Source organism: Streptomyces sp. NBC_01116, from assembly GCF_041435495.1.
Taxonomy (GTDB): domain Bacteria; phylum Actinomycetota; class Actinomycetes; order Streptomycetales; family Streptomycetaceae; genus Streptomyces.
This window is the reverse complement of the sequence record NZ_CP108644.1, coordinates 4,386,173-4,405,981: the sequence shown is the minus strand read 5'-3', so window position 1 is coordinate 4,405,981 and position 19,809 is coordinate 4,386,173. Positions and strand designations below refer to the sequence as shown.

Below are 19,809 nucleotides of genomic sequence, written 5' to 3'. Positions count from 1 at the left end.
TTCGCACGGATAAGGAACTCAATGGCTACGACCACACCCACCGGTGTGCGGGGCGGCCACGCCAAGCACGGAGGGCACGGGGGCACCACCGCCTCCGGCGCCTCCGACGGCACGCCGATGACACACCGGCAGATCATGGAAGCGCTGACCGGGCTGCTGCTCGGCATGTTCGTCGCGATCCTGTCGTCGACGGTCGTCTCCAACGCCCTGCCCGAGATCATCTCCGACCTCGGCGGCGGCCAGAGCGCCTACACCTGGGTCGTGACGGCCTCGCTGCTGGCCATGACCGCCACCACCCCGCTCTGGGGCAAGCTCTCGGACCTCTTCAGCAAGAAGCTGCTGGTCCAGATAGCCCTGATCATCTACGTCCTGGGCTCGGTCGTCGCCGGTCTGTCGACCAGCAGCGGCATGCTCATCGCCTGCCGCGTCGTCCAGGGCATCGGCGTCGGCGGGCTCTCCGCCCTCGCGCAGATCGTCATGGCCGCCATGATCGCCCCGCGCGAGCGCGGGCGTTACAGCGGCTACCTGGGCGCGGTCTTCGCCGTCGCCACCGTCGGCGGTCCGCTGCTCGGCGGCGTCATCACCGACACCAGCTGGATGGGCTGGCGCTGGTGCTTCTACGTGGGCGTGCCGTTCGCGATCATCGCGCTGATCGTGCTCCAGAAGACCCTGAAGCTCCCGGTCGTCAAGCGCGAGGGCGTCAAGGTCGACTGGACCGGCGCGTTCTTCATCAGCGCCGCCGTCTCCCTGCTGCTGGTCTGGGTGACCTTCGCGGGCGACAAGTACGACTGGCTGTCCTGGCAGACCTACGTGATGCTCGCGGGCTCCGTCCTGCTCGGCCTGATCTTCGTCTTCACCGAGTCGCGGGCCGCCGAGCCGATCATCCCGCTGCGCCTCTTCCGCAACCGCACCATCACGCTGGCCTCGATCGCCTCGCTGTTCGTCGGCATCGCGATGTTCGCGGGCACCGTCTTCTTCAGCCAGTACTTCCAGCTGGCGCGCGGCAAGTCGCCGACGATGTCCGGCGTGATGACCATCCCGATGATCGCGGGGCTCTTCCTCTCCTCCACCATCTCCGGCCAGGTCATCACCAAGACCGGGCGCTGGAAGGCGTGGCTGGTCACCGGTGGCTTCCTGGTCACGGCCGGGCTCGGGATGCTCGGCACGATCCGGTACGACACCACGTACTGGCACGTCGCGGTCTACATGTTCGTCATGGGTCTCGGCATCGGCATGATGATGCAGAACCTGGTCCTCGCCACCCAGAACCAGGTCGCTCCCGAGGACCTCGGTTCCGCGAGCTCCGTCGTCACCTTCTTCCGCTCCCTCGGCGGCGCGATCGGCGTCTCGGCGCTCGGCGCGGTCCTGGGCAACCGGGTCACCCACTACGTCAAGGAAGGCATCGCCGACCTCGGCCCGGAGGGCGCGGCGTTCGGCCACGGCGGTACCGGCGGCGGGGGCATCCCCGACCTGGACAAGCTGCCCGAGCCCCTGCGCCTGGTCATGGAGGCCGCGTACGGGCACGGCGTCGGCGACGTCTTCCTGTACGCCGCTCCGGCCGCGCTCGTCGCCTTCGTCGTGACGCTCTTCATCAAGGAGGTCGCGTTGAAGAGCAGCGTGACGAACGACGCCTCCGCAGACGCCCCCGCCGACGCTCCCGCCGAGGCCTCGGCCGCCGTCGAGACGGCCGAGCTCCCTGTGCCCGCCGCCGTCGGCGCGGTCACGGGTCCGGTCTCCGAGGGCGCGGCCGGGGCCACCCCGGTCGACACGGCGCAGGTCGCTGCCTCCGGCCCCGCCCCCGCCTCCGCCTCGTACGACACCGTCGACAGCGGCGGCGTGCAGGGCGGCACCCCGGTGCACGGTGTGGTGCGCGGTGCGGAGGGCGCTCCGGTCGCCCGCGCCGCCGTCACCCTGATCTCGCTGGGCGGCCGGCAGCTCGGGCGCTCCGTGGCCCGGCCCGACGGCGGCTACACCCTGGACGCCCCCGGCTCCGGCAGCTATGTGCTGATCGCCTCCGCCGACGGCTTCCAGCCGCAGGCGTCCACGGTGGTCGTCGGCGAGGAGCCGCTGGCCTTCGACATCCTGCTCTCCGGTACGAGCGGACTGGCCGGGACGGTCACGGCCGCCGAGTCCGGCGCCCCCGTCGACGGCGCGATGGTCGTCGTGACCGACGTCCGGGGCGACGTGCTGGCCACCGGCGTGTCCGGACCGGCCGGTGCGTTCGCCTTCGGCGAGCTGATCCCGGGCTCCGTGACCGTCGCGGTCAACGCCGCCGGCTTCCGTCCGCTGGCGCTGCCGGTGGAGATCGGCGGCCAGGGCGTCACCCGCGTCGAGGCCGCGCTGCGGTCCGGCGCGCTGGTCCGGGGCGTCGTACGGGCCGGGTCCGCCCGGAGCCCGCTGACCGACGCGCGGGTCACGCTGATCGACGCGGCGGGCAACGTGGTCGCCACCGCGACGACCGGCGAGGACGGGGCGTACGCCTTCACCGACCTGGACGCGGGCGAGTACGCGGTCATCGCGACCGGCTACCCGCCGGTGGCCGGATCGCTGACCGTGAGCGGCCCGGGGGTCGACGGGCACGACATCGAGCTCGCCCACCCGGGCGAGTGATCGATCCCCACGGCACGGGCGCGCCCGCGTCCGGCGCGCGTGCGCCTATAGGGATGCGCGCGAGCACGTGAAGGGATCGCGAAGACCCCTGGTCGGACGGCACTTCCAGCGGAGAGGCTGTGGCGACCGGGTGGAAATGGGCCCCGGTGGCGGGTACGGCGAGCAGGGGACGGCCTGCCGTGACCGCCCCGGGGCCCGACCCATGTGGCCCCGGGTCCCTTCGGGCCGGCCGCGGGTCATCGAGCTAGGAGAGAGATACGGGATGGGACTTCGCGCACAGGTACGGACGCGGGACGGCTGGGCGGTCCAGCACGCCGTCGTCACCGTCACCGACATGACCGGCGCCCAGGTGCTGCGCGCCGCGGCCGACGAGGACGGGGCCGTCCGCACGGACGGTTCCCTGACGGCCGGCGCGTACACGGTGATCGTCACGGCGGTCGGGTACGCGCCCGCCGCCTTCACCGCCCTCGTCACCGCGAGCGGCCGGATCGAGGGCGGCCAGATCGTGCTGGCCCGCCAGGGCGGGGTCGAGCTGCCGCCGCCGGGCGTCTGGTCGCTGGACCCCGCGCACTCCTCGGTCGGCGCGGTCGCCCAGCACCTGGGGATCTCCAGCGTGCACGGCCGCTTCACCGACTTCGGCGGCCGGATCGAGATCGCCGAGGACGTCTCCCGCTCCCGGGTCGACGCGGTGATCAGGGCGGCCGGCATCGACACCGGCAACGAGATGCGGGACAAGCACCTGCGCTCGCCCGACTTCCTGGACGTGGAGCGGTACCCGGAGATCGCCTACCGCTCCACCGCGCTGGACCCGACCGCTGGACCGTGCACGGCGAGCTGACCATGCACGGCGTCTCGCGCCCCGTCGACCTGGACCTCAGCTACCTCGGCACCGGGCCCGACCCGTGGGGCGGGGTCCGCGCGGCCTTCCACGCCACCGCCGAACTGCGCCGCGCCGACTTCGCGATGAACTACAACCAGGTCGTCCAGGCGGGCATCTCCGCGATCGGCACGACCCTGCGCGTGGAGCTGGACATCCAGGCGGTACAGGGCGAGTCGCTGCCCGGTTAGGGCGTGTTTCGAAAGTCCCGCCTGCTCGGCGACGCCTGGCACGCACGCTCGCCGCGTTGTCGGGTTCGCCCCGATACATCCAGTATCGGGGCGACCCTCCGCCTTGCGATCGCACGCACCAGACGCCGCCGAGCCCGCCCTCCGGGCGGACGGCGCTACTTTCGAAACACGCCCTAGGGCCTCTTCCCGGCCCCGGCCCGGGCCGGTCATAGGGTGGTGGGCATGGCACCGAACATCGCGACCAACACCGCCGTCGAGCTCGACGAGTTGCTGGCGTTCGTACGCCCCCGGCACCGGGCGGTCCTGCTCACCACCCGGGCCGACGGGCGCCCCCAGGGCTCCCCGCTGACCTGCGGCGTGGACGACGAGGGGCGGATCGTCATGTCGACGTACCCCGAGCGCGCCAAGACCCGCAACGCGCGGCGCGACGAACGGGTCAGCGTGATCGTGCTGTCGGACGAGTGGGACGGGCCGTGGGTGCAGGTCGACGGTTCGGCGGAGGTCATCGACGCCCCGGACTCCGTCGAGCCGCTCGTCGCGTACTTCCGGAACATCTCGGGCGAGCATCCGGACTGGGACGAGTACCGGGCGGCGATGGTGAAGCAGGGCAAGTCGGTCATCCGGGTCACCCCGGAGCGCTGGGGCCCCGTCGCCACCGGCGGCTTCCCCGCCCACCTGGCCCCGGGGAGCTGACCGCGTGGTGACCGGAGAAGCCACAGGGGACGGGGCGCAGGAGAACGGGAACGCCGAGGCCGTTCCGCCGGTATCCGTCCCGGGCCGGCCCCACTCGCTCCTCGGGTGCGGGTTGCCCGTCCCGGCCCCGCTGCCCGCGCCCGACGCCCTCGCGCAGGCCCGGCTGCTGGTCGCGCCCTCGCTCGACGGCGGCCTGGTACGGGAGCTGGAGCGGATCACCGGGCGGGACGCGGGGACCCTGGAGGACGTCCCGCCGCCGTCCGACGCTCCCCTGCTGTGCGTGGGCGAGACGCTGCCCGACGCGCTGCGGACGAGCCGGCTGCTCTGGTTCCACAGCGTGAACGCGGGCACGGACCCGCTGTTCGCCGGGGGGCCCTGGCCGGGCTCGGCGCTCCTGACCCGGACCGTGGGGCGGATGGGCGAGCGGATCGCCCAGTACGTCCTGGCCTGGATGCTCGCCGAGTGCCAGTCCGTACCGGAGTTCACCGCCCTGCACGCCCGCGCGCACTGGGAGCGCCTCCCCTCCGAACTCGTCGCCGGGCAGACCGCCCTGGTCTACGGGACCGGCCGCATCGGCGCGGCTGTCGGGCGGCTGCTGGGAGCCTGCGGGGTACGCGCCGTGGGCGTCGCCCGTACGACACGCTCCGGGCCCGAGCCCGGCACCGTCCGGGTGGTCCCCGGCTTCGACCGGGTGATCGGGGCCGCCGAGGACGGCGACGTGCTGGGCGAGGCCCGTTGGGTGATCTCCACGCTGCCGCTGACCGGGGCCACCGAGGGCTTCTTCGGGGCCTCCCGGTTCGCGGCGGTGCGCGGGGCGACGTTCGTCAACGTGGGGCGGGGCGCGACCGTGGACATGGTGGCGCTGGAGGCCGCGCTGCGGGACGGCCGGGTGCGGCGGGCGGTGCTGGACGTGCTGCCGGAGGAACCGGCGGCGCCCGGCGACCCGGTGTGGGAGCTGCCCCGTACGGTCGTCACCTCGCACTCCTCGGGGATCACCACCGACGAGGACGTCTCCGCCGACTTCACCGCCTGCTGGGAGGCCGTGACGGCGGGCCGCCGGCCCGAGCTGACGGTGGACGTGGGGCGCGGCTACTGAGCGTCCCCCGAAGGGCTGGAACGCGGGGCTGAGGGCCGGAGCGGAAGACCAAGGGCCGGAGCGCGGGTTTCAACGAGCCGCTGACCCGCTCCGGTCGCGCACCGCCTCGATGCCGGCGACCAGCAGGTCCAGCGCGAAGACGAAGTCCCGCTCGCGCATCTCCTCGACCGTCTTCCCGCCCCGCGCCGCCATCAGGTCGTCCGACGCCTCGACGATCTGCCGCAGGTGCGGCTGCGCCCTGATCGTGCCCATCGCCTGGCGGTGGTACTCGTCCTGGGTCAGCCCGGTGGCGTCGCACCGCGCCTTGAAGTGGCCCTCGACCGTGCCGAATCCGTACACGAACTGGAAGACCGCCGAGAGCGCGCCCGTCTGCCGCTCCAGGGGCAGCCCGGTGGCCCGGACGACGTCCTGGACGGCGTACGAGAACAGCATGGAGTTCGGGCCGATGTTGAGGAACGTCCCGGCCAGCGGGGAGACCCAGATGTGGCGGACGAGGAGTTCCCGGTAGCTGCGGGCCAGCTCCCGCAGCCGGTCCTGCCAGCCGGCGTCCTCGCGGGGCGGGGCGATCTCGGCGTAGACCGAGTCGAGCGCCAGCTCCAGGAGGTCGTCCTTGGTGTCCACGTACCAGTAGAGGGACATCGCGGTGACGTCCAGCTCGGCGGCGAGGCGGCGCATCGAGAACTTGGCGAGGCCGTCGGCGTCCAGCAGCCGCACCGACGCCTCGGTGATCCGGTTGCGGTCCAGGCCGGCCGGGGACTCGGACCTGCGGGAGCGTGAGGGGGTCTGCCGGTCCAGCCACACGCTGGTCCGCGCGGCGTCGTTCGCGCGGTCGGCTCCGGACAGGGGCTCCGGCTCGGACCCGCGGCCGGACTCGCGGACGGACCTGCGGTCGGCCCCGGACTCGCGGACGGACCCGGACTCCGGCTCGGGCTCGCGGTCGGACTCGGACACCATGGCGCACTCTCCTCGTCTTGCGCGGACCGCTCCGCCGCTCGATCCTGCCGGAAGGCGGGACCGATCCGTCCTGCCGGAAGGACGGCGTACCGGACGCTGACGGTCCGGTACGCACGCCCTGTCCGATGCTATGCCGCCGGTCCGGACGAGTCTGCCCGGTCCCCGGCCTTCGAGGCCCCGGCCACCGGTGCCGCGGTGGCCCCGGCCACCGGCGTCGCGGCCGCGGCCTCCGTCACCGGCGCCGAGGCGGTCCCGGCCACCGGCACCTGTGCCGGATCGGCTTGCTCGGCCCGCTCGGCACGCCGCAGCAGCAGCGCGGCGAGCAGTCCGCCCGCCAGCACCGCGACCGCACCGGCCAGTTGACTGACCTCAAGGCCCGAGGCGAAGGCGTCCTTGATCTGCTCCCGGGCGGCGGGCCCGTCGGCGGCGGCCAGGGCCGCGGGCAGCGAGGCTGCGCCGACGGCGGCCGGTACGAGAGCGGCGAAGCGGGCGTTCAGCACCGCGCCGAGCACCGCGACCCCCAGTCCGTTGCCGAACTCCGCGAGCATGCCGTTGACGCCCGCGCCCACCCCGGCCTTCTCCGGCGGGATCGCGCTCATGATGGCGTTGGCCATCGCGGGCATCGCGAAGGCGACGCCCACACCCATCACGACCAGGCCGAACAGCATGCCGCCGTACCCGCCGTCGCCCCCGCCGAGCACCGCGATCGCGGCGAGACCGGCGGCCAGGCAGCTCATCCCCGCCGCGATGACGACGGGCGTGCCGAACGTCCGGACCATGCGCGCGCCGAGACCCGCGAGGTTGAGGACGACCACGGTGAGGGCCATCGGAGCCGTCCGCAGACCCGCCTCCAACGGCCCGTAGCCGAGGACGAACTGCAGATGCTGGGTGAGCAGGAAGAGCGAGCCGGTCATCCCGAAGGCGACCAGGATGGCCCCCGCCACCGCACCGACGAACTTCTGGTTCCGGAAGAAGTGCATGTCGAGCATCGGGTGCGGAATCCGCAGCTCCCACAGCACGAACCCGGCCAGCACGGCGACGCCGACGCACACCGTCAGCAGCACGCGGCCGGACGCCCAGCCGTGCTCCGGCCCGGAGATGATCGCGAAGACGACAGCGGTCATACCGATCGTGGAGAGCAACGCGCCCAGCAGGTCCGGCCGCTCCCCCCGGCCGCTCTTCGACTCCGGTACGAGCCGGGCGACGGCGACCAGACCGATCAGCGCGACCGGGATGTTGATCAGGAAGATCGCGCCCCACCAGAAGTGGTCGAGGACGAACCCGCCGAACAGCGGCCCCGCCGCGAAGCCGAGGGAGGCGACGGTCGACCAGATCCCGATCGCCTTGACCCGCTCGGTGTCGTCGAAGATCTGGACCACGACGGCGAGCGTGGTGGTGAGCAGCAGCGCGCCGCCGACCCCCATCCCGGCACGGGCCGCGATGAGCTGGGCCGAGGACTGGGAGAGCCCGGCCACGAGCGAGCCGACGCCGAACAGGGCGAGGCCCACGATCAGCATCTTCTTGCGTCCGTAGCGGTCGGCGGAGCTGCCCGCGGTGAGCAGCAGACCCGCCTGGACGAGCGAGTAGGCGTTGATCATCCACTGCACGTCGGAGGTGGAGGCGTCCAGCTCCGACGTGAGGGAGGGGATCGCGACGTTCAGGACGGTGTTGTCGAGCAGCACCGTGAGCTGGGCCAGGCAGATGACGCCGAGGATCAGCCAGCGCTGCGGATGCCCCTGGGGGGTGAGGTCTGGTCGCTGTGCGGCGGGCGCCGTCATGCGGGCTCCGTAGGTTGTCGGGCGGCCCTGGAGGGGACCGGAAAGTTGTCGGGTGGCTCGGGGGAGGGCCGGAGGTGACGTATACGGGCCACGGGTCAGGTGCGTGACCGCTCGCTCCGGAGCGGCCGTAGTGAGCGGCCGTAGTGAGCGGCCGTACGGCGATCGGCACTGTACGGCGTACGAGGCGTCTCTGACATACACCGTAAGGCAGTCCCTGTACAACGTACAAGTCGATTTCCGCGCCACGGATCGGCCGCGCCGGTGGGGCGGCACGACGACCGGGCGGTACGGTTCTCGACGCTGACCTGACAAAGTGCGCGATTTTCGGCCGGTTGGAGAGCCATGTCGCTGCGTCGCCGTACCTCTCGTATCCCTCAACTCCTGTTCGCCGCGTCCCTCTTGGGCGCCCTCATCGCGCCGCCCGCCGCCGCCGTCACCACGACCCGCCCACCTTCCGGCGGAGACGTGCCGCTGCGGGTCGCCACGTACAACATCCATGCCGGGGCGGGCGCGGACGGCGTCTTCGACCTGGACCGCCAGACGGACGAACTCCGTTCACTCGACGCGGATGTGATCGGCCTTCAGGAGGTCGACCGGCACTGGGGCGAACGCAGCGGGTGGCGGGATCTCGCCGGCGAGCTGGCGCGGCGGCTGCGCATGCACGTCTCCTTCGCCCCGATCTACAGCCTGGACCCGGCCCGGCCGGGCGGCCCCCGGGCGGAGTACGGGGTGGCCGTGCTGTCGCGGCACCGGATCGTGAGCGCCCAGAACCACGAGATCACCCGCCTCTCCACCCAGGACCCGAACCCGGCCCCCGCTCCCGCCCCGGGGTTCGGCGAGGTCGTCGTACGGGTGCGGGGGCTGCCCGTGCACGTGTACGTGACCCACCTCGACTACCGCCCGGACCCCGCCGTCCGCGTCGCCCAGGTCGCCGACACCCGGCGGATCATGGCCGAGGACCGGGGCCCCCGGATCCTGCTCGGCGACCTCAACGCGGAGCCCGCCGCCCCCGAACTGGTCCCGCTGTGGCGGGAGCTGACGGACGCCGACCCGGGCGCGCCCACCTTCCCGGCGCAGGACCCGGTCAAGCGCATCGACTTCGTGGCGGTGTCGAAGGGCGGTCCGGGCTCCGGGATCAGGGTGCGGAGGGCCTGGGTGCCGGACACCGTCGCCTCCGACCACCGGCCGGTGGTGGCCGACCTGCTGGTACGGGGAGGAAGGGGCCGATGAGCCCGCCGACAGAGGTGGCCCGGGGGGGGATGAGCCCGGACGGGGCGGGCGGGACCGGAGCGGGACCGGAGTGGAGCCGGAGCGGGCCCGGAGCGGAGCCGGAGGGCCGATGAGTCCCGGGCGGTCCGGGAGTCATCACCTTCGGCCCGAATGCCTCCTCCAGGGCCGGCGCGCGTCCTCCCGTCCGAGGGCCGCGCCCGGCCCACCTCCCGCGGACGCGCACCACGGGGCACCTCCGGGGGGGGTGTGGCAGGCCTCCGACAGCACACGCCGTACCGGACGAAGGACGACCCATGACCACCCCCTCCCTGCACGAACTGCTGGACGCCCACATCGCCGAGGGCTCGATGCCGGGCGCGGTGGCCCTGGTCGCCCGGGGCGGCAGGACCGAGGTGGTCTCGGCCGGTACGGCCGTCCTCGCCGGGTCCGTGCCGATGCGGCGGGACTCGCTCTTCCGTATCGCCTCGATCACCAAGCCGATCGTGGCGGCGGCCGCCATGACGCTCGTCGAGGACGGCCTGATCGCCCCCGCCGACCCGGTCGCGGCGTGGCTGCCCGAGCTGGCCGCGCCCCTGGTCGTACGGACCCCGCAGAGCCCGGTCGAGGACGTGGTGCCGGCGGTCCGCCCGATCACCCTGCTCGACCTGCTGACCTTCCGGGCCGGATACGGCTTCCCGTCCGACTTCTCGCTCCCGGCCGTCGCCCCGCTGTTCGCCGAGCTGAAACAGGGGCCGCCACAGCCGCAGGCCGTCCTCGCGCCGGACGCCTGGATGGCCGCGCTGTCCCGTATCCCGTTGCTGCACCAGCCGGGCGACGGCTGGCTCTACAACACGTGCTCCGACATCCTCGGCGTCCTCATCGCCCGGGTCGCCGGCCGCCCGCTGCCCGCGTATCTGGCGGAGCGGCTCTTCGAGCCCCTCGGCATGACGGACACCGGGTTCGCCGTGGAGCCCGCCGCGCTGGACCGGTTCACGGGCTACTACCGGGCCGGGGCGGAGGGCGGCGGTGACCCGGTCCTGATCGACGCGCCGGACGGGCAGTGGAGCAGCCCGCCCCCCTTCCCGTCCGGCGCGGGCGGCCTGGTCTCGACCGTCGACGACTGGGCCGCCTTCGGCCGGATGCTGCTCGCCGAGGGGCTGAGCGACGCCGGTGCCCGGGTCCTGGCCGGCGAGTCCGTCCGCCAGATGATCACGGACCACCTGACCCCGGAGCAGCGCGCCGCGAGCGGGCTGTTCACGGAGGGCCAGGGCTGGGGGTTCGGCGGCGCGGTGGACGTCGAGATCGCCGCCCCCTGGAACGTGCTCGGCCGCTACGGCTGGGTCGGCGGCACCGGCACCACGGCCCACGTCATCCCCGCCACGGGCACGGTCGCCGTCCTGCTCACCCAGATGGAGATGGGCGGACCGGCCGCGCCCGAGGTGATGCGGGACTTCTGGACGTACGCGGCCGGGTTCTGATCCCGATCCCGGCCACGTACGCCCCGGTCCCTCAACTCGTGGGCCGCGTCAGGTCGTAGAACGTGACGCTGCCGACGGTGACCTCGGTGAAGTTCGCCGTCACCCAGGAGGAGATCCGGGAAGAGGTGCCGGAGGAGCCGCCCATGCCGCCCCCTCCTTCCATCCCGCCGCCCGTGCCTCCGCCCATTCCGCCGCCCGAGACGAAGTAGTGGATCCTCCCTTCCGCGACGTACTCCTTGAACCGGGCCAACGTCGGTGACGGGTCGCTCCCGTTGAAGCCGCCGATCGCCATCACCGGTTCGCCGGTCGCGAGTTGGTAGCCGGCCGCGTTCTGCGCGCCGACGGCCGCGGCGACCCACGTGTAGTCGTCCGCGCCCTTCTCCAGCAGCGCCTTCGCCTCGGCGTCGACGGACGTGCCGTTGAGCAGTCCGCCCATGCCGCCACCTCCGCCGCCTCCGCCGCCACCCCTCATGCCTTCGCCGAAGCCGGGGGCCGTGCCCCTGCCCGTCCCCGTACCCGTACCCGTACCCGTACCGCCGGGCGAGGTTCCTCCCGGTGCCGTCCCTCCAGGTGCGGCGCCTCCGGGCAACGCAGGCATGCCGCCCTGCGCCTGACCCTGGCCCTGCGCCTGACCGGGAGGCTGTTGCAGGCCGCCGCGCTGCCCGCCGTCACCGCCGCCGGGTCCACCGGGGCCGCCCCGGCCGCCCCCGCCCCCGGGTCCGCCCATGCCGAAGCCGGCCGAAGGACCGGCGGTCACGATCGAGCCCTGGTGGCCGCTGTTCAGGGTGGAGACGGTGTACGCCGCCGGCCCCGCCAGCGACGCCGCGCAGCTCAGCCCCACCACGGCGGCCGCCAGGCCCCGGCCGCCGAACCGGCCCACGGCCGACAGCCCGAGCGCACCGGCCAGCCCGGCCGCCAGGACCGCCCACCGCAGCCACGGCAGGTAGTCCGGGGTGCGGCCCAGCAGGACGTACGCCCAGACCACCGTCGCGACGACCGTGCCCGCGAGCACCGCGCGCGGCCACCACGCGCCCCGCTCCTCCCACAGCACCGCGACACCCATGGCGACGAGCGCCGCGACGTACGGGGCGAGGGCCACCGTGTAGTACTGGTGGAAGATCCCGGCCATGAAGCTGAACACGGCCGCCGTCATGATCAGCGCACCGCCCCACGCGACGAACGCGGCCCGCGCGGAGTCGGTCCGCGCCGCCTTCCGGGTCAGCCAGAGCCCGGCCGCCAGCAGGATCAGCGCGGCGGGCAGCAGCCACGCGATCTGGCCGCCGATCTCGGAGTCGAACATCCGGCCGATGCCGGTCTCACCCCAGCCACCGCCGCCACCGCCCCCACGACCGCCACCGCCACCGACGCTCCCGGTCTCCTCGCCGTTGATCCGGCCGAGCCCGTTGTAGCCGAAGGTCAGCTCCAGGAAGGAGTTGTTCTGCGAGCCGCCGACGTACGGGCGTGAGGAAGCGGGCATCAGCTCCACGATCGCGACCCACCAGCCACCTGCGAGGACCATCGTCAGTGCGGACAGGGCGAGTTGGCCGAGCCGCCTCATCACGGGAACGGGTGCGCACACCGCGTACAGCACGGCCAGCGGCGGCAGGATCAGGAACGCCTGGAGGGTCTTCGTCAGGAACGCGAGGCCGACCGCCGCGCCCGCCCAGAGCAGCCACGTCGTCCGCCCCCGCTCCAGGGCACGCAGCACGCACCACACGGTGACGGTCATCAGCAGGGCCAGCAGCGCGTCCGGGTTGTTGAAGCGGAACATCAGCGCCGCCACGGGCGTCAGCGCGAACACGCCCACCGCGATCAGCCCGGCGGCCGGCCCGAAGCGACGGCGTACGGCGGTGTTCAGCACGGCAGCCGTGGCGAGCGCCATCAGGACCTGGGGGGCCAGGATCGCCCAGGAGTTGAGCCCGAACAGCCGCACCGACAGGGCCATCGGCCAGAGCGCGGCGGGCGGCTTGTCGACGGTGATGGCGCCTGCGGAGTCCAGCGAGCCGAAGAAGAGTGCCTTCCAGCTCTGGCTGCCCGCCTGGACGGCGGCGGAGTAGAAGGAGTTGGCGTACCCGGAGGCGCTGAGGTTCCAGAGGTACGCGAGCCCGACCGCCAGCAGCAGCCCGTACAGCGCGGGGCGCGCCCAGCGGGGGCCTTCCCTCCCGGTCGGCGGCGCGGCGGCGGGGAGCGCGGGGGCGGCGGTCGTGGTCATCGGACATCCTCGGGTTCGTCGCGGACCGGGAGGGCGGTCGCGGCGGGCAACCGCGCCTGACCGTCTCCCCGTTCGGTGGCGCGGCGCTCCGGGAAGACCCAGGCGCGCAGGAGCAGGAAACGCAGCACGGTGGCCGCGAGGTTGGCGGTGATCAGCACGGCCAGTTCCGTGGTGTGCGAGGGCGCGCCGGACGCCGCCCCCAGCGCGGCGAGCGAGCCGCTGGTCAGCGCGAGGCCGATGGCGAAGACCACGAGCCCCTGCGCCTGGTGGCGGACGGCCCCGCTCCGGCCGCGTACACCGAAGGTCAGGCGGCGGTTGGCGGCCGTGTTGGCGACGGCGGAGACGAGCAGCGCGCCGCCGTTGGCGAGCTGCGGGCCGACGCCGAGCCGGAAGAGGGAGTACAGCGCGAGGTAGAACAGCGTCGACAGCGCGCCCACGAAGCAGAACCCGACGAGCTGGCGGGCCAGTCCGCGCTCCACCCCGGTCAGCGCCCGGTCGCGCGGGTCGTCCCCGAAGGGCCGGGCCAGCCGGTCCAGCGGCAGCGCGCCGACGGCCAGCGCCCGCCCCACCCGCCACACCCCTTTCAGGTCCTCGGCGGCCGTCCGCACGATGCGGACCGTCGAGTCCGGGTCGTCGATCCAGTCGACGGGCACCTCGTGGATGCGCAGCCCGGCCCGCTCGGCGAGGACCAGCAGCTCGGTGTCGAAGAACCAGCCGCTGTCCTCCACCATCGGCAGCAGCCGCTCGGCGACCTCGCGCCGGATCGCCTTGAACCCGCACTGGGCGTCGCTGAACCCGGCGGCCAGCGAGGAGCGCAGGATCAGGTTGTAGGCGCGCGAGACGAACTCCCGCTTCGGCCCCCGCACCACCCGCGAACTCCTCGCCAGCCGGGAGCCGATGGCCAGGTCGGAGTGGCCGGAGATCAGCGGGGCGACCAGCGGGAGGAGGGCGTTGAGGTCGGTGGAGAGGTCGACGTCCATATAGGCGAGGACCGGTGCGTCGGACTCCGCCCAGACCGTGCGCAGCGCCCGCCCGCGGCCCTTCTCCGCCAGCCGCACGTACCGCACCCCGGGCAGCTCCGCGGCGAGCGAGGCGGCGACGGCGGGAGTGGAGTCGGTGCTGGCGTTGTCGGCGACGGTGATGCGGAAGGGGTACGGGAAGGTCCGCGCGAGATGGCCGTTCAGGCGCACGACGCAGGGGCGGAGGTCCTTCTCCTCGTTGTACACGGGGACGACGACGTCGAGCACGGGGACGCCGTCGGCGGCGGCGGTGGCCGGGACACGGGCCGGGAGGTGCTCCCTGTCCGGCAGAGGGGCGCCGGGCCCGCCGTCCCCGCTGCTGCGGCCGGTCGTGCCGGGGCCGCTCCGGAGGCTGTCGGTGGTCATGCTCCGACGTTCGCCAACCGTGCTGTCACACCGGTGTGCTGAGCCTGTCCCTGCCCTGTGAGTCCGCGCGGGGCCCTGCGTCCGCTCCCGCCGGGTCCGCGCGGGGCCCTGCGTCCGCTCCCGCCGGGTCCGCGCGGAGCGCCTCGTCCGCTGCCGTCGGCAGCTCGATCACGAACACCGTGCGGCCCGGCTCCGACTCCACCCGTACGCGCCCGCCGTGCGCGGAGACGACGGCCTGCACGATGGCGAGGCCGAGACCGGTGGAGCCGGTCGCCCCGCCCGTGCCGTCCCCGCGCGAGCGGGAGGCGTCGCCACGGGCGAACCGTTCGAAGACGTGCGGCAGCAGCTCCGCCGGGATGCCGGGCCCGTCGTCGCCCACCTCCAGCGTGACCGGCCCCCCGGCGCGCGCGGACGGCCGTACGGACACGGTGACGGTGGTCCCCGGCGGAGTGTGGGTGCGGGCGTTGGCCAGCAGGTTGACGAGCACCTGCTGGAACCGGTCGGGATCGGCGCGTACGGTCACGGGCTCGGCGGGCAGCTCAAGCCGCCAGCGGTGCCGTGCGTCCCGGCCCGGCACGTCCTGGCCCGGCGCCCCGGCATCCCGGCCCGGCGGCCCGACATCCTGGCCCGGCGGCCCGACATCCTGGCCAGGCGGCCCGACATCCTGGCCAGGCGGCCCCTGGTCCGCCGCGCGGGCGTCGCTGATCGCGTCCACGACCAGTGGCAGCAGATCGGTGCTCCCGTACGAGAGCGGACGCCCGGCGTCCAGCCGGGCCAGCAGCAGCAGATCCTCCACCAGGCCCGTCATCCGGTCCGCCTCCGACTCGATCCGGCCCAGCGCGTGCCGGGTCACCGGGCCGGGCTCCGGCGCTTCCCGGCCCCCGGTGGCGCGCCGGGTCAGCTCGGCGTAGCCCCGGATCGAGGCCAGCGGGGTGCGCAGCTCATGGCTGGCGTCCGCGACGAACTGCCGGACCCGCGTCTCGCTCTCCTGGCGGGCGGCGAGCGCCGAACCGACGTGCCCGAGCATCCGGTTGAGCGCCGCGCCCACCTGCCCGACCTCCGTGCGCGGGTCGGCCTCGGCATCCGGGACCCGCTCCAGGAGGGCCACCTCGCCGCTGTGCAGGGGGAGTTCGGATACCCGGGTGGCCGTGGCGGCGACCCGGCGCAGCGGCCGCAGGGCGACCCCGACGAGCACGGTGCCCGCGATCGACGCGGCCAGCAGCCCGGCGGCGGTGACGCAGACCTCGACGACGATCAGGGTGGTCAGCGCACCGCTCACCTCGGCGCTGGGGATGCCGACGAGGACGGTGTACCCCTCGGCGGTGGTCGCGGCCTCGACGCGGTAGCCGCCGAGCCCCGGGAGGTCGACGCTCCGGGCCCGCTCACCGGTGGTCGGAGCGGCCGCCTCCAGGGCACGCCGCTGCTCCCCGGTCAGCGGCTTCGCGCTCTCCTGGACACGCAGCCCGCTGTCCTCGACGACCTTCGACGCGGTGACGTCCCCGTCCTCGCCGAGGAGCGCCCCGAACGTGCCGAGCGGCTGCCCGCCCCCGCCGACGAAGCCGAGCGGGCCCGCCGCGCGCAGCGCCTGGGGCACGGGCGCCGGCACCGGCCCCGGCCCGGGCGGGCGCTGGGCCCGCTCGGCGACGGAGCGCAGCTGGTCGTCGAGCTTGCCGTACAGGTAGCTGTGGAAGGCGATCGCGGTGACGGACCCGATGACGGCGGCGACGACCGCGATGAGCGAGACGGCGGACACGACGAGCCGGGTCCGCAGCGTCCAGGGCCGCCGCAGCACCCTCGCACGGCCCCGCCCCCTACTCACCGGGCTTGATCAGATACCCCGCACCGCGCCGGGTGTGGATCATCGGCGTACGCCCGGCGTCGATCTTCTTGCGGAGGTAGGAGATGTAGAGCTCGACGACGTTGGCCTGGCCGCCGAAGTCGTAGTTCCAGACCCGGTCGAGGATCTGCGCCTTGCTGAGCACCCGGCGCGGATTGCGCATCAGGAAGCGCAGCAGCTCGAACTCGGTGGCCGTCACGTGGATCGCGTCCCCGCCCCGGCTCACCTCGTGGCTGTCCTCGTCGAGCACCAGGTCCCCGACGACGAGCGTGGACTCGCTCCGCCCGGCGGCGACGGCCGAGCCCGAGCGGCGGATGAGCCCGCGCAGCCGGGCCACGACCTCCTCCAGGCTGAACGGCTTGGTCACGTAGTCGTCGCCGCCGGCGGTGAGCCCGGCGATCCGGTCCTCGACGGCGTCCCGGGCGGTCAGGAAGAGGACCGGCACGTCGTCGTACTCGCGGCGCAGCCGGCCCAGCACGGACAGCCCGTCCATGTCCGGGAGCATCACGTCCAGGACGACCGCGTCCGGGCGGAAGTCCCGCGCGGCCCGGACGGCCCCGGCCCCGTCCCCGGCGCTGCGCACCTCCCACCCCTCGTACCGCAGGGCCATCGAGAGCAGCTCGGCGAGCGGAGCCTCGTCGTCCACAACCAGGACCCGCACGGGGGTACGGTCCGGCCTGAGCAGTTCGGTACGCCCCTGGGGCGAGGTCGTCGTCGTCATGGGGACCACTCTGTGAGGCACCCGTGAGAGGAGCCTGACCCGTTCCTGTGAATTCCCTGAGAAAGCCGACCGTCCCCCCAGGGAATCGTCAGGCACTCGTGGGGAACAACACGGCGGCGTTCCCGTGACAGACCGCCCGCAACCACGCGTCCCCGAGCCCGAGCCGCTCCAGCGCCCGGAGCTGATGGACGTACGGGTAGGGGATGTTCGGGAAGTCGGTCCCGAGCAGGATCCGGTCCCCGAGGTCGGCGAGCCGCCCCCGCTCCGCCGCCGGGAAGGGGCTGAACCCCTCGCTGAAGTCGGTGAACGCCATCGTCGTGTCGAGCCGGACCTCCGGATACGCCTCCGCCAGCGCCAGGAACTCCGCGTACTCCGGCATCCCCATGTGCGCGACGACCAGCCGCAGCCGGGGATGACGCGCCAGCAGCCGCCCGATCGGCTCAGGCCCGGTGTACGCCCCCGGCGCGGGCCCCGACCCGCAGTGCGTGACCACCGGGATCCCGGCCTCCGCGAGCAGCCCCCACACGGGGTCCAGGAGCGGGTCGTTGGCGTCGTACGCGCCGACCTGGAGGTGCGACTTGAAGACCCGCGCCCCCGCCTCGACGGCCTCCTTCACGTACACCTCCACGCCGTCCTCCGGGAAGAGGGTCGCGGTGTGCAGGCAGTCGGGGGTCCGGGCGGCGAAGTCGGCGGCCCAGCCGTTCAGCCAGCGGGCCATGCCGGGCTTGTGCGGATAGAGCATGGAGGTGAAGCGCAGCACCCCGAAGGACCGCAGCAGCTCCAGCCGCCGCTCCTCCTCGTACCGGTAGGTGATCGGCCACTCCAGGCCGGTGAGCGGTCCGGCGGCGTCGAAGTAGGCCCACACCTTGCGCAGGACCTGCTCCGGCATGAAGTGGGTGTGCACGTCGATGATCCCGGGCAGCCCGAGCCGCTCCCAGAACCGCACCACGTCATCGCTCTCCGGCCCCACGGACGCTCTCCCTCGGTCGGCGGTCAGAACAACCCACCCTGCACACCGCCGCCGCCGATGTCGATGAGGGGGACACGTACATCACTCTCCGCCACGGCGGACGCGGCCCCCGCAGACGCGGCCCCCTCGGACACGGCTCCCTCGGACACGGCTCCCTCGGACACGGCCCCCTCAGCCGCCGCCTTCGCGGGCACGGCCTCCGCCGGCACGGCGGCGAGGTCCCACCCGGTGATCAGCCGCGTGTCCAGGACGACCACGCCCACCCCGTCCACCGCAAGGTGCAGATCGGGCCCGGCCGCCGCCACCAGCCGCCCCGCGACGACGCCCCCGTCGACCAGCTCCCGCACCGAGCGGACGGGAGCGGGCGCCCGGTCCAGCCCGAACAGGGCGACCTGATCGACGACTTCGAGGGGCAGCCGCTCCAACGACTCGGGCCAGCCGTGCCCTTCGAGCCGTTCGGCCCGCCCGTACAGCTCCGCCACCTCGGCGGCCCGCTCCTCGCGCCCGGGAAGCCGCCCGCGCACGGCCCGCTTCCTGGCGTACGGGATCCGGTCGGGCACCTTGAGGGCCGCCCGCAGCACCTCCTCGGTCCGCCGGGCCGCCATGAGGGGCCCGCGCCCCAGCCAGCTGAAGACCACGGCCCCCTGCTCCCGCAGCCGGGCCGCCCCGCGCTCCTCCCCGGTGATCCCGACCTTGACCATGCCGGGCCCGAACCAGGCGAGGTACACGCGGTACGTCCGGGGGTCGTCCACCATCGTGTCGGCGGCCACCGAATGCGCCCGGTCCAGCCGCGCGCACTCCGCGCACCGCCCGCCGGTGGAGCGCCCCGGCACCACCGCGCCCAGCGGGCACACGTTCCCCCGGGCTCCCACGCAGTGCCGCTCCCCGAGGGCCCGGAACCCGAGGCCGGACCCGTACGCGAGGACACTCACCCGCCGGTCGCGGCCCCTGCTCCACCCCAGCTCAGGGGCCTCGCCGGGCCACCGCACCCCGGCGCACCACCACCCACCGGACACCCGGACCCCGCTCTCTCCGCCACCGCCACCGGCACCGAATCACCGGCCGAACCGATCGAACCGGCCGACCCGATCGCGCCCTGATCGCCCTGACCGCCTCGGCCGCCCCGGCCGCCCTGACCGCCTCGGCCAGGCGATGCTACGCGTAGCCTCCGACACCCTCGATCCGCCGCCGCATCGCGGCCATGCGCCGTTCGAACCGCCGGTTGAACCAGCTGATCCAGCCCATGAACCCCACGCCGAAGCCGAGGCCCCACAGCCCGACCGGCACGTTGCCCGCGGCGAACCAGAAGAACGGCATCCCGACGAAGAGCAGCCCGAGGAAGGGAAGGGCCCACCACCGGTTGCGCCGCAGCTTCTCCTCCCGCCGCCTGATCAGCCGGACCATGGCCGCCTGTTCGGCCGGATCCTCGGGCAGTTCGCCGTTCTTCGCGATGCGCCGCTCCAGCTCCGGCACCCGGGCGGCCTCGGTACCCACCGCACGCGCGTCCCGCCGCCGGCGCCGCATCAGCAGCCACGTCATCAGACCGGCGTAGACGAACCCGCCGACCAGGATGCCCGGCCACCCCGACCATCCGTAGAAGGCCAGCTGGATGCCGACCCACACCACCAGCACCAGCAGCCCCATCGCCCACCACCGGTCCTGCCAACGCTCTTCCCGCCCGTGCCCGTTCGACCTCATCGCCGACCTCCGAGAGGAACGCGACCGTCACGCCCCGTACTACGTCGGCTACCCCGCCACCGGCCCTCCGAACGACCGCCGGGGACGGCCGTTATGATCC

14 protein-coding genes and 1 pseudogene are annotated in these 19,809 nt (G+C 73.9%); 6 read left to right on the top strand and 9 right to left on the bottom strand.

Going from position 1 to position 19,809, the window contains the following annotated elements; all coding sequences use genetic code 11:
• The first annotated feature begins 21 nt into the window (after nt 1-21).
• From OG245_RS19170 to OG245_RS19155, 4 genes and pseudogenes are all read left to right on the top strand, one after another.
• Nucleotides 22-2,610, top strand: a complete 2,589-nt coding sequence (locus tag OG245_RS19170) for an MFS transporter (RefSeq protein ID WP_371624719.1) — start codon at nt 22-24, stop codon at nt 2,608-2,610.
• Between the two features lie 262 nt (nt 2,611-2,872).
• Nucleotides 2,873-3,678: pseudogene (locus OG245_RS19165) on the top strand (YceI family protein).
• Between the two features lie 222 nt (nt 3,679-3,900).
• Nucleotides 3,901-4,371, top strand: a complete 471-nt coding sequence (locus tag OG245_RS19160; protein WP_371624718.1) for a PPOX class F420-dependent oxidoreductase — start codon at nt 3,901-3,903, stop codon at nt 4,369-4,371.
• A gap of 112 nt (nt 4,372-4,483) precedes the next feature.
• Nucleotides 4,484-5,467 carry an NAD(P)-dependent oxidoreductase gene (locus OG245_RS19155; protein ID WP_371627922.1) on the top strand — a complete coding sequence of 328 codons (984 nt, stop codon included), beginning with the start codon at nt 4,484-4,486 and terminating at the stop codon, nt 5,465-5,467.
• 69 nt (nt 5,468-5,536) lie between these two features.
• On the opposite strand, the gene OG245_RS19150 is transcribed toward OG245_RS19155, so the two are convergent.
• Nucleotides 5,537-6,421 (bottom strand): TetR/AcrR family transcriptional regulator, encoded by an 885-nt coding sequence (locus OG245_RS19150; RefSeq protein ID WP_371624717.1) that lies wholly within the window; start codon nt 6,419-6,421, stop codon nt 5,537-5,539.
• A 128-nt stretch (nt 6,422-6,549) separates the two neighbouring features.
• On the bottom strand, nt 6,550-8,199 hold the full coding sequence (locus OG245_RS19145) for an MFS transporter (RefSeq protein ID WP_371624716.1): 1,650 nt from the start codon (nt 8,197-8,199) through the stop codon (nt 6,550-6,552).
• Nucleotides 8,200-8,541: 342 nt separating this feature from the next.
• Here OG245_RS19145 and OG245_RS19140 point away from each other — a divergent pair, with 342 nt between their 5' ends.
• On the top strand, nt 8,542-9,429 hold the full coding sequence (locus OG245_RS19140) for an endonuclease/exonuclease/phosphatase family protein (protein WP_371624715.1): 888 nt from the start codon (nt 8,542-8,544) through the stop codon (nt 9,427-9,429).
• Between the two features lie 293 nt (nt 9,430-9,722).
• Complete coding sequence (locus OG245_RS19135) at nt 9,723-10,886, top strand: serine hydrolase domain-containing protein (protein ID WP_371624714.1); 1,164 nt, start codon at nt 9,723-9,725, stop codon at nt 10,884-10,886.
• Nucleotides 10,887-10,917: 31 nt separating this feature from the next.
• Here the strand turns inward: OG245_RS19135 and OG245_RS19130 are convergent, their stop codons facing one another.
• From OG245_RS19130 to OG245_RS19100, 7 genes are all read right to left on the bottom strand, one after another.
• Complete coding sequence (locus OG245_RS19130; RefSeq protein ID WP_371624713.1) at nt 10,918-13,098, bottom strand: ArnT family glycosyltransferase; 2,181 nt, start codon at nt 13,096-13,098, stop codon at nt 10,918-10,920.
• Nucleotides 13,095-14,483, bottom strand: coding sequence for a glycosyltransferase (locus tag OG245_RS19125; protein WP_371624712.1), 1,389 nt, complete (start codon nt 14,481-14,483; stop codon nt 13,095-13,097). Before OG245_RS19125 ends, OG245_RS19130 begins: the two co-directional genes overlap by 4 nt.
• Before the next feature lie 25 nt (nt 14,484-14,508).
• Nucleotides 14,509-16,275: a sensor histidine kinase gene (locus OG245_RS19120; RefSeq protein WP_371627921.1), complete on the bottom strand. Its 1,767-nt coding sequence runs from the start codon at nt 16,273-16,275 to the stop codon at nt 14,509-14,511.
• 19 nt (nt 16,276-16,294) lie between these two features.
• Nucleotides 16,295-17,041 carry a response regulator transcription factor gene (locus OG245_RS19115; protein WP_371624711.1) on the bottom strand — a complete coding sequence of 249 codons (747 nt, stop codon included), beginning with the start codon at nt 17,039-17,041 and terminating at the stop codon, nt 16,295-16,297.
• Nucleotides 17,042-17,129: 88 nt separating this feature from the next.
• Nucleotides 17,130-18,011, bottom strand: coding sequence for an amidohydrolase family protein (locus OG245_RS19110; protein ID WP_371624710.1), 882 nt, complete (start codon nt 18,009-18,011; stop codon nt 17,130-17,132).
• A gap of 23 nt (nt 18,012-18,034) precedes the next feature.
• Nucleotides 18,035-19,027: a DUF2797 domain-containing protein gene (locus tag OG245_RS19105; protein ID WP_371624709.1), complete on the bottom strand. Its 993-nt coding sequence runs from the start codon at nt 19,025-19,027 to the stop codon at nt 18,035-18,037.
• Nucleotides 19,028-19,166: 139 nt separating this feature from the next.
• The gene (locus OG245_RS19100) at nt 19,167-19,709 is read right to left on the bottom strand and encodes a hypothetical protein (RefSeq protein WP_371624708.1); all 543 of its coding nucleotides are present in this window, start codon (nt 19,707-19,709) and stop codon (nt 19,167-19,169) included.
• Nucleotides 19,710-19,809: the final 100 nt, after the last annotated feature.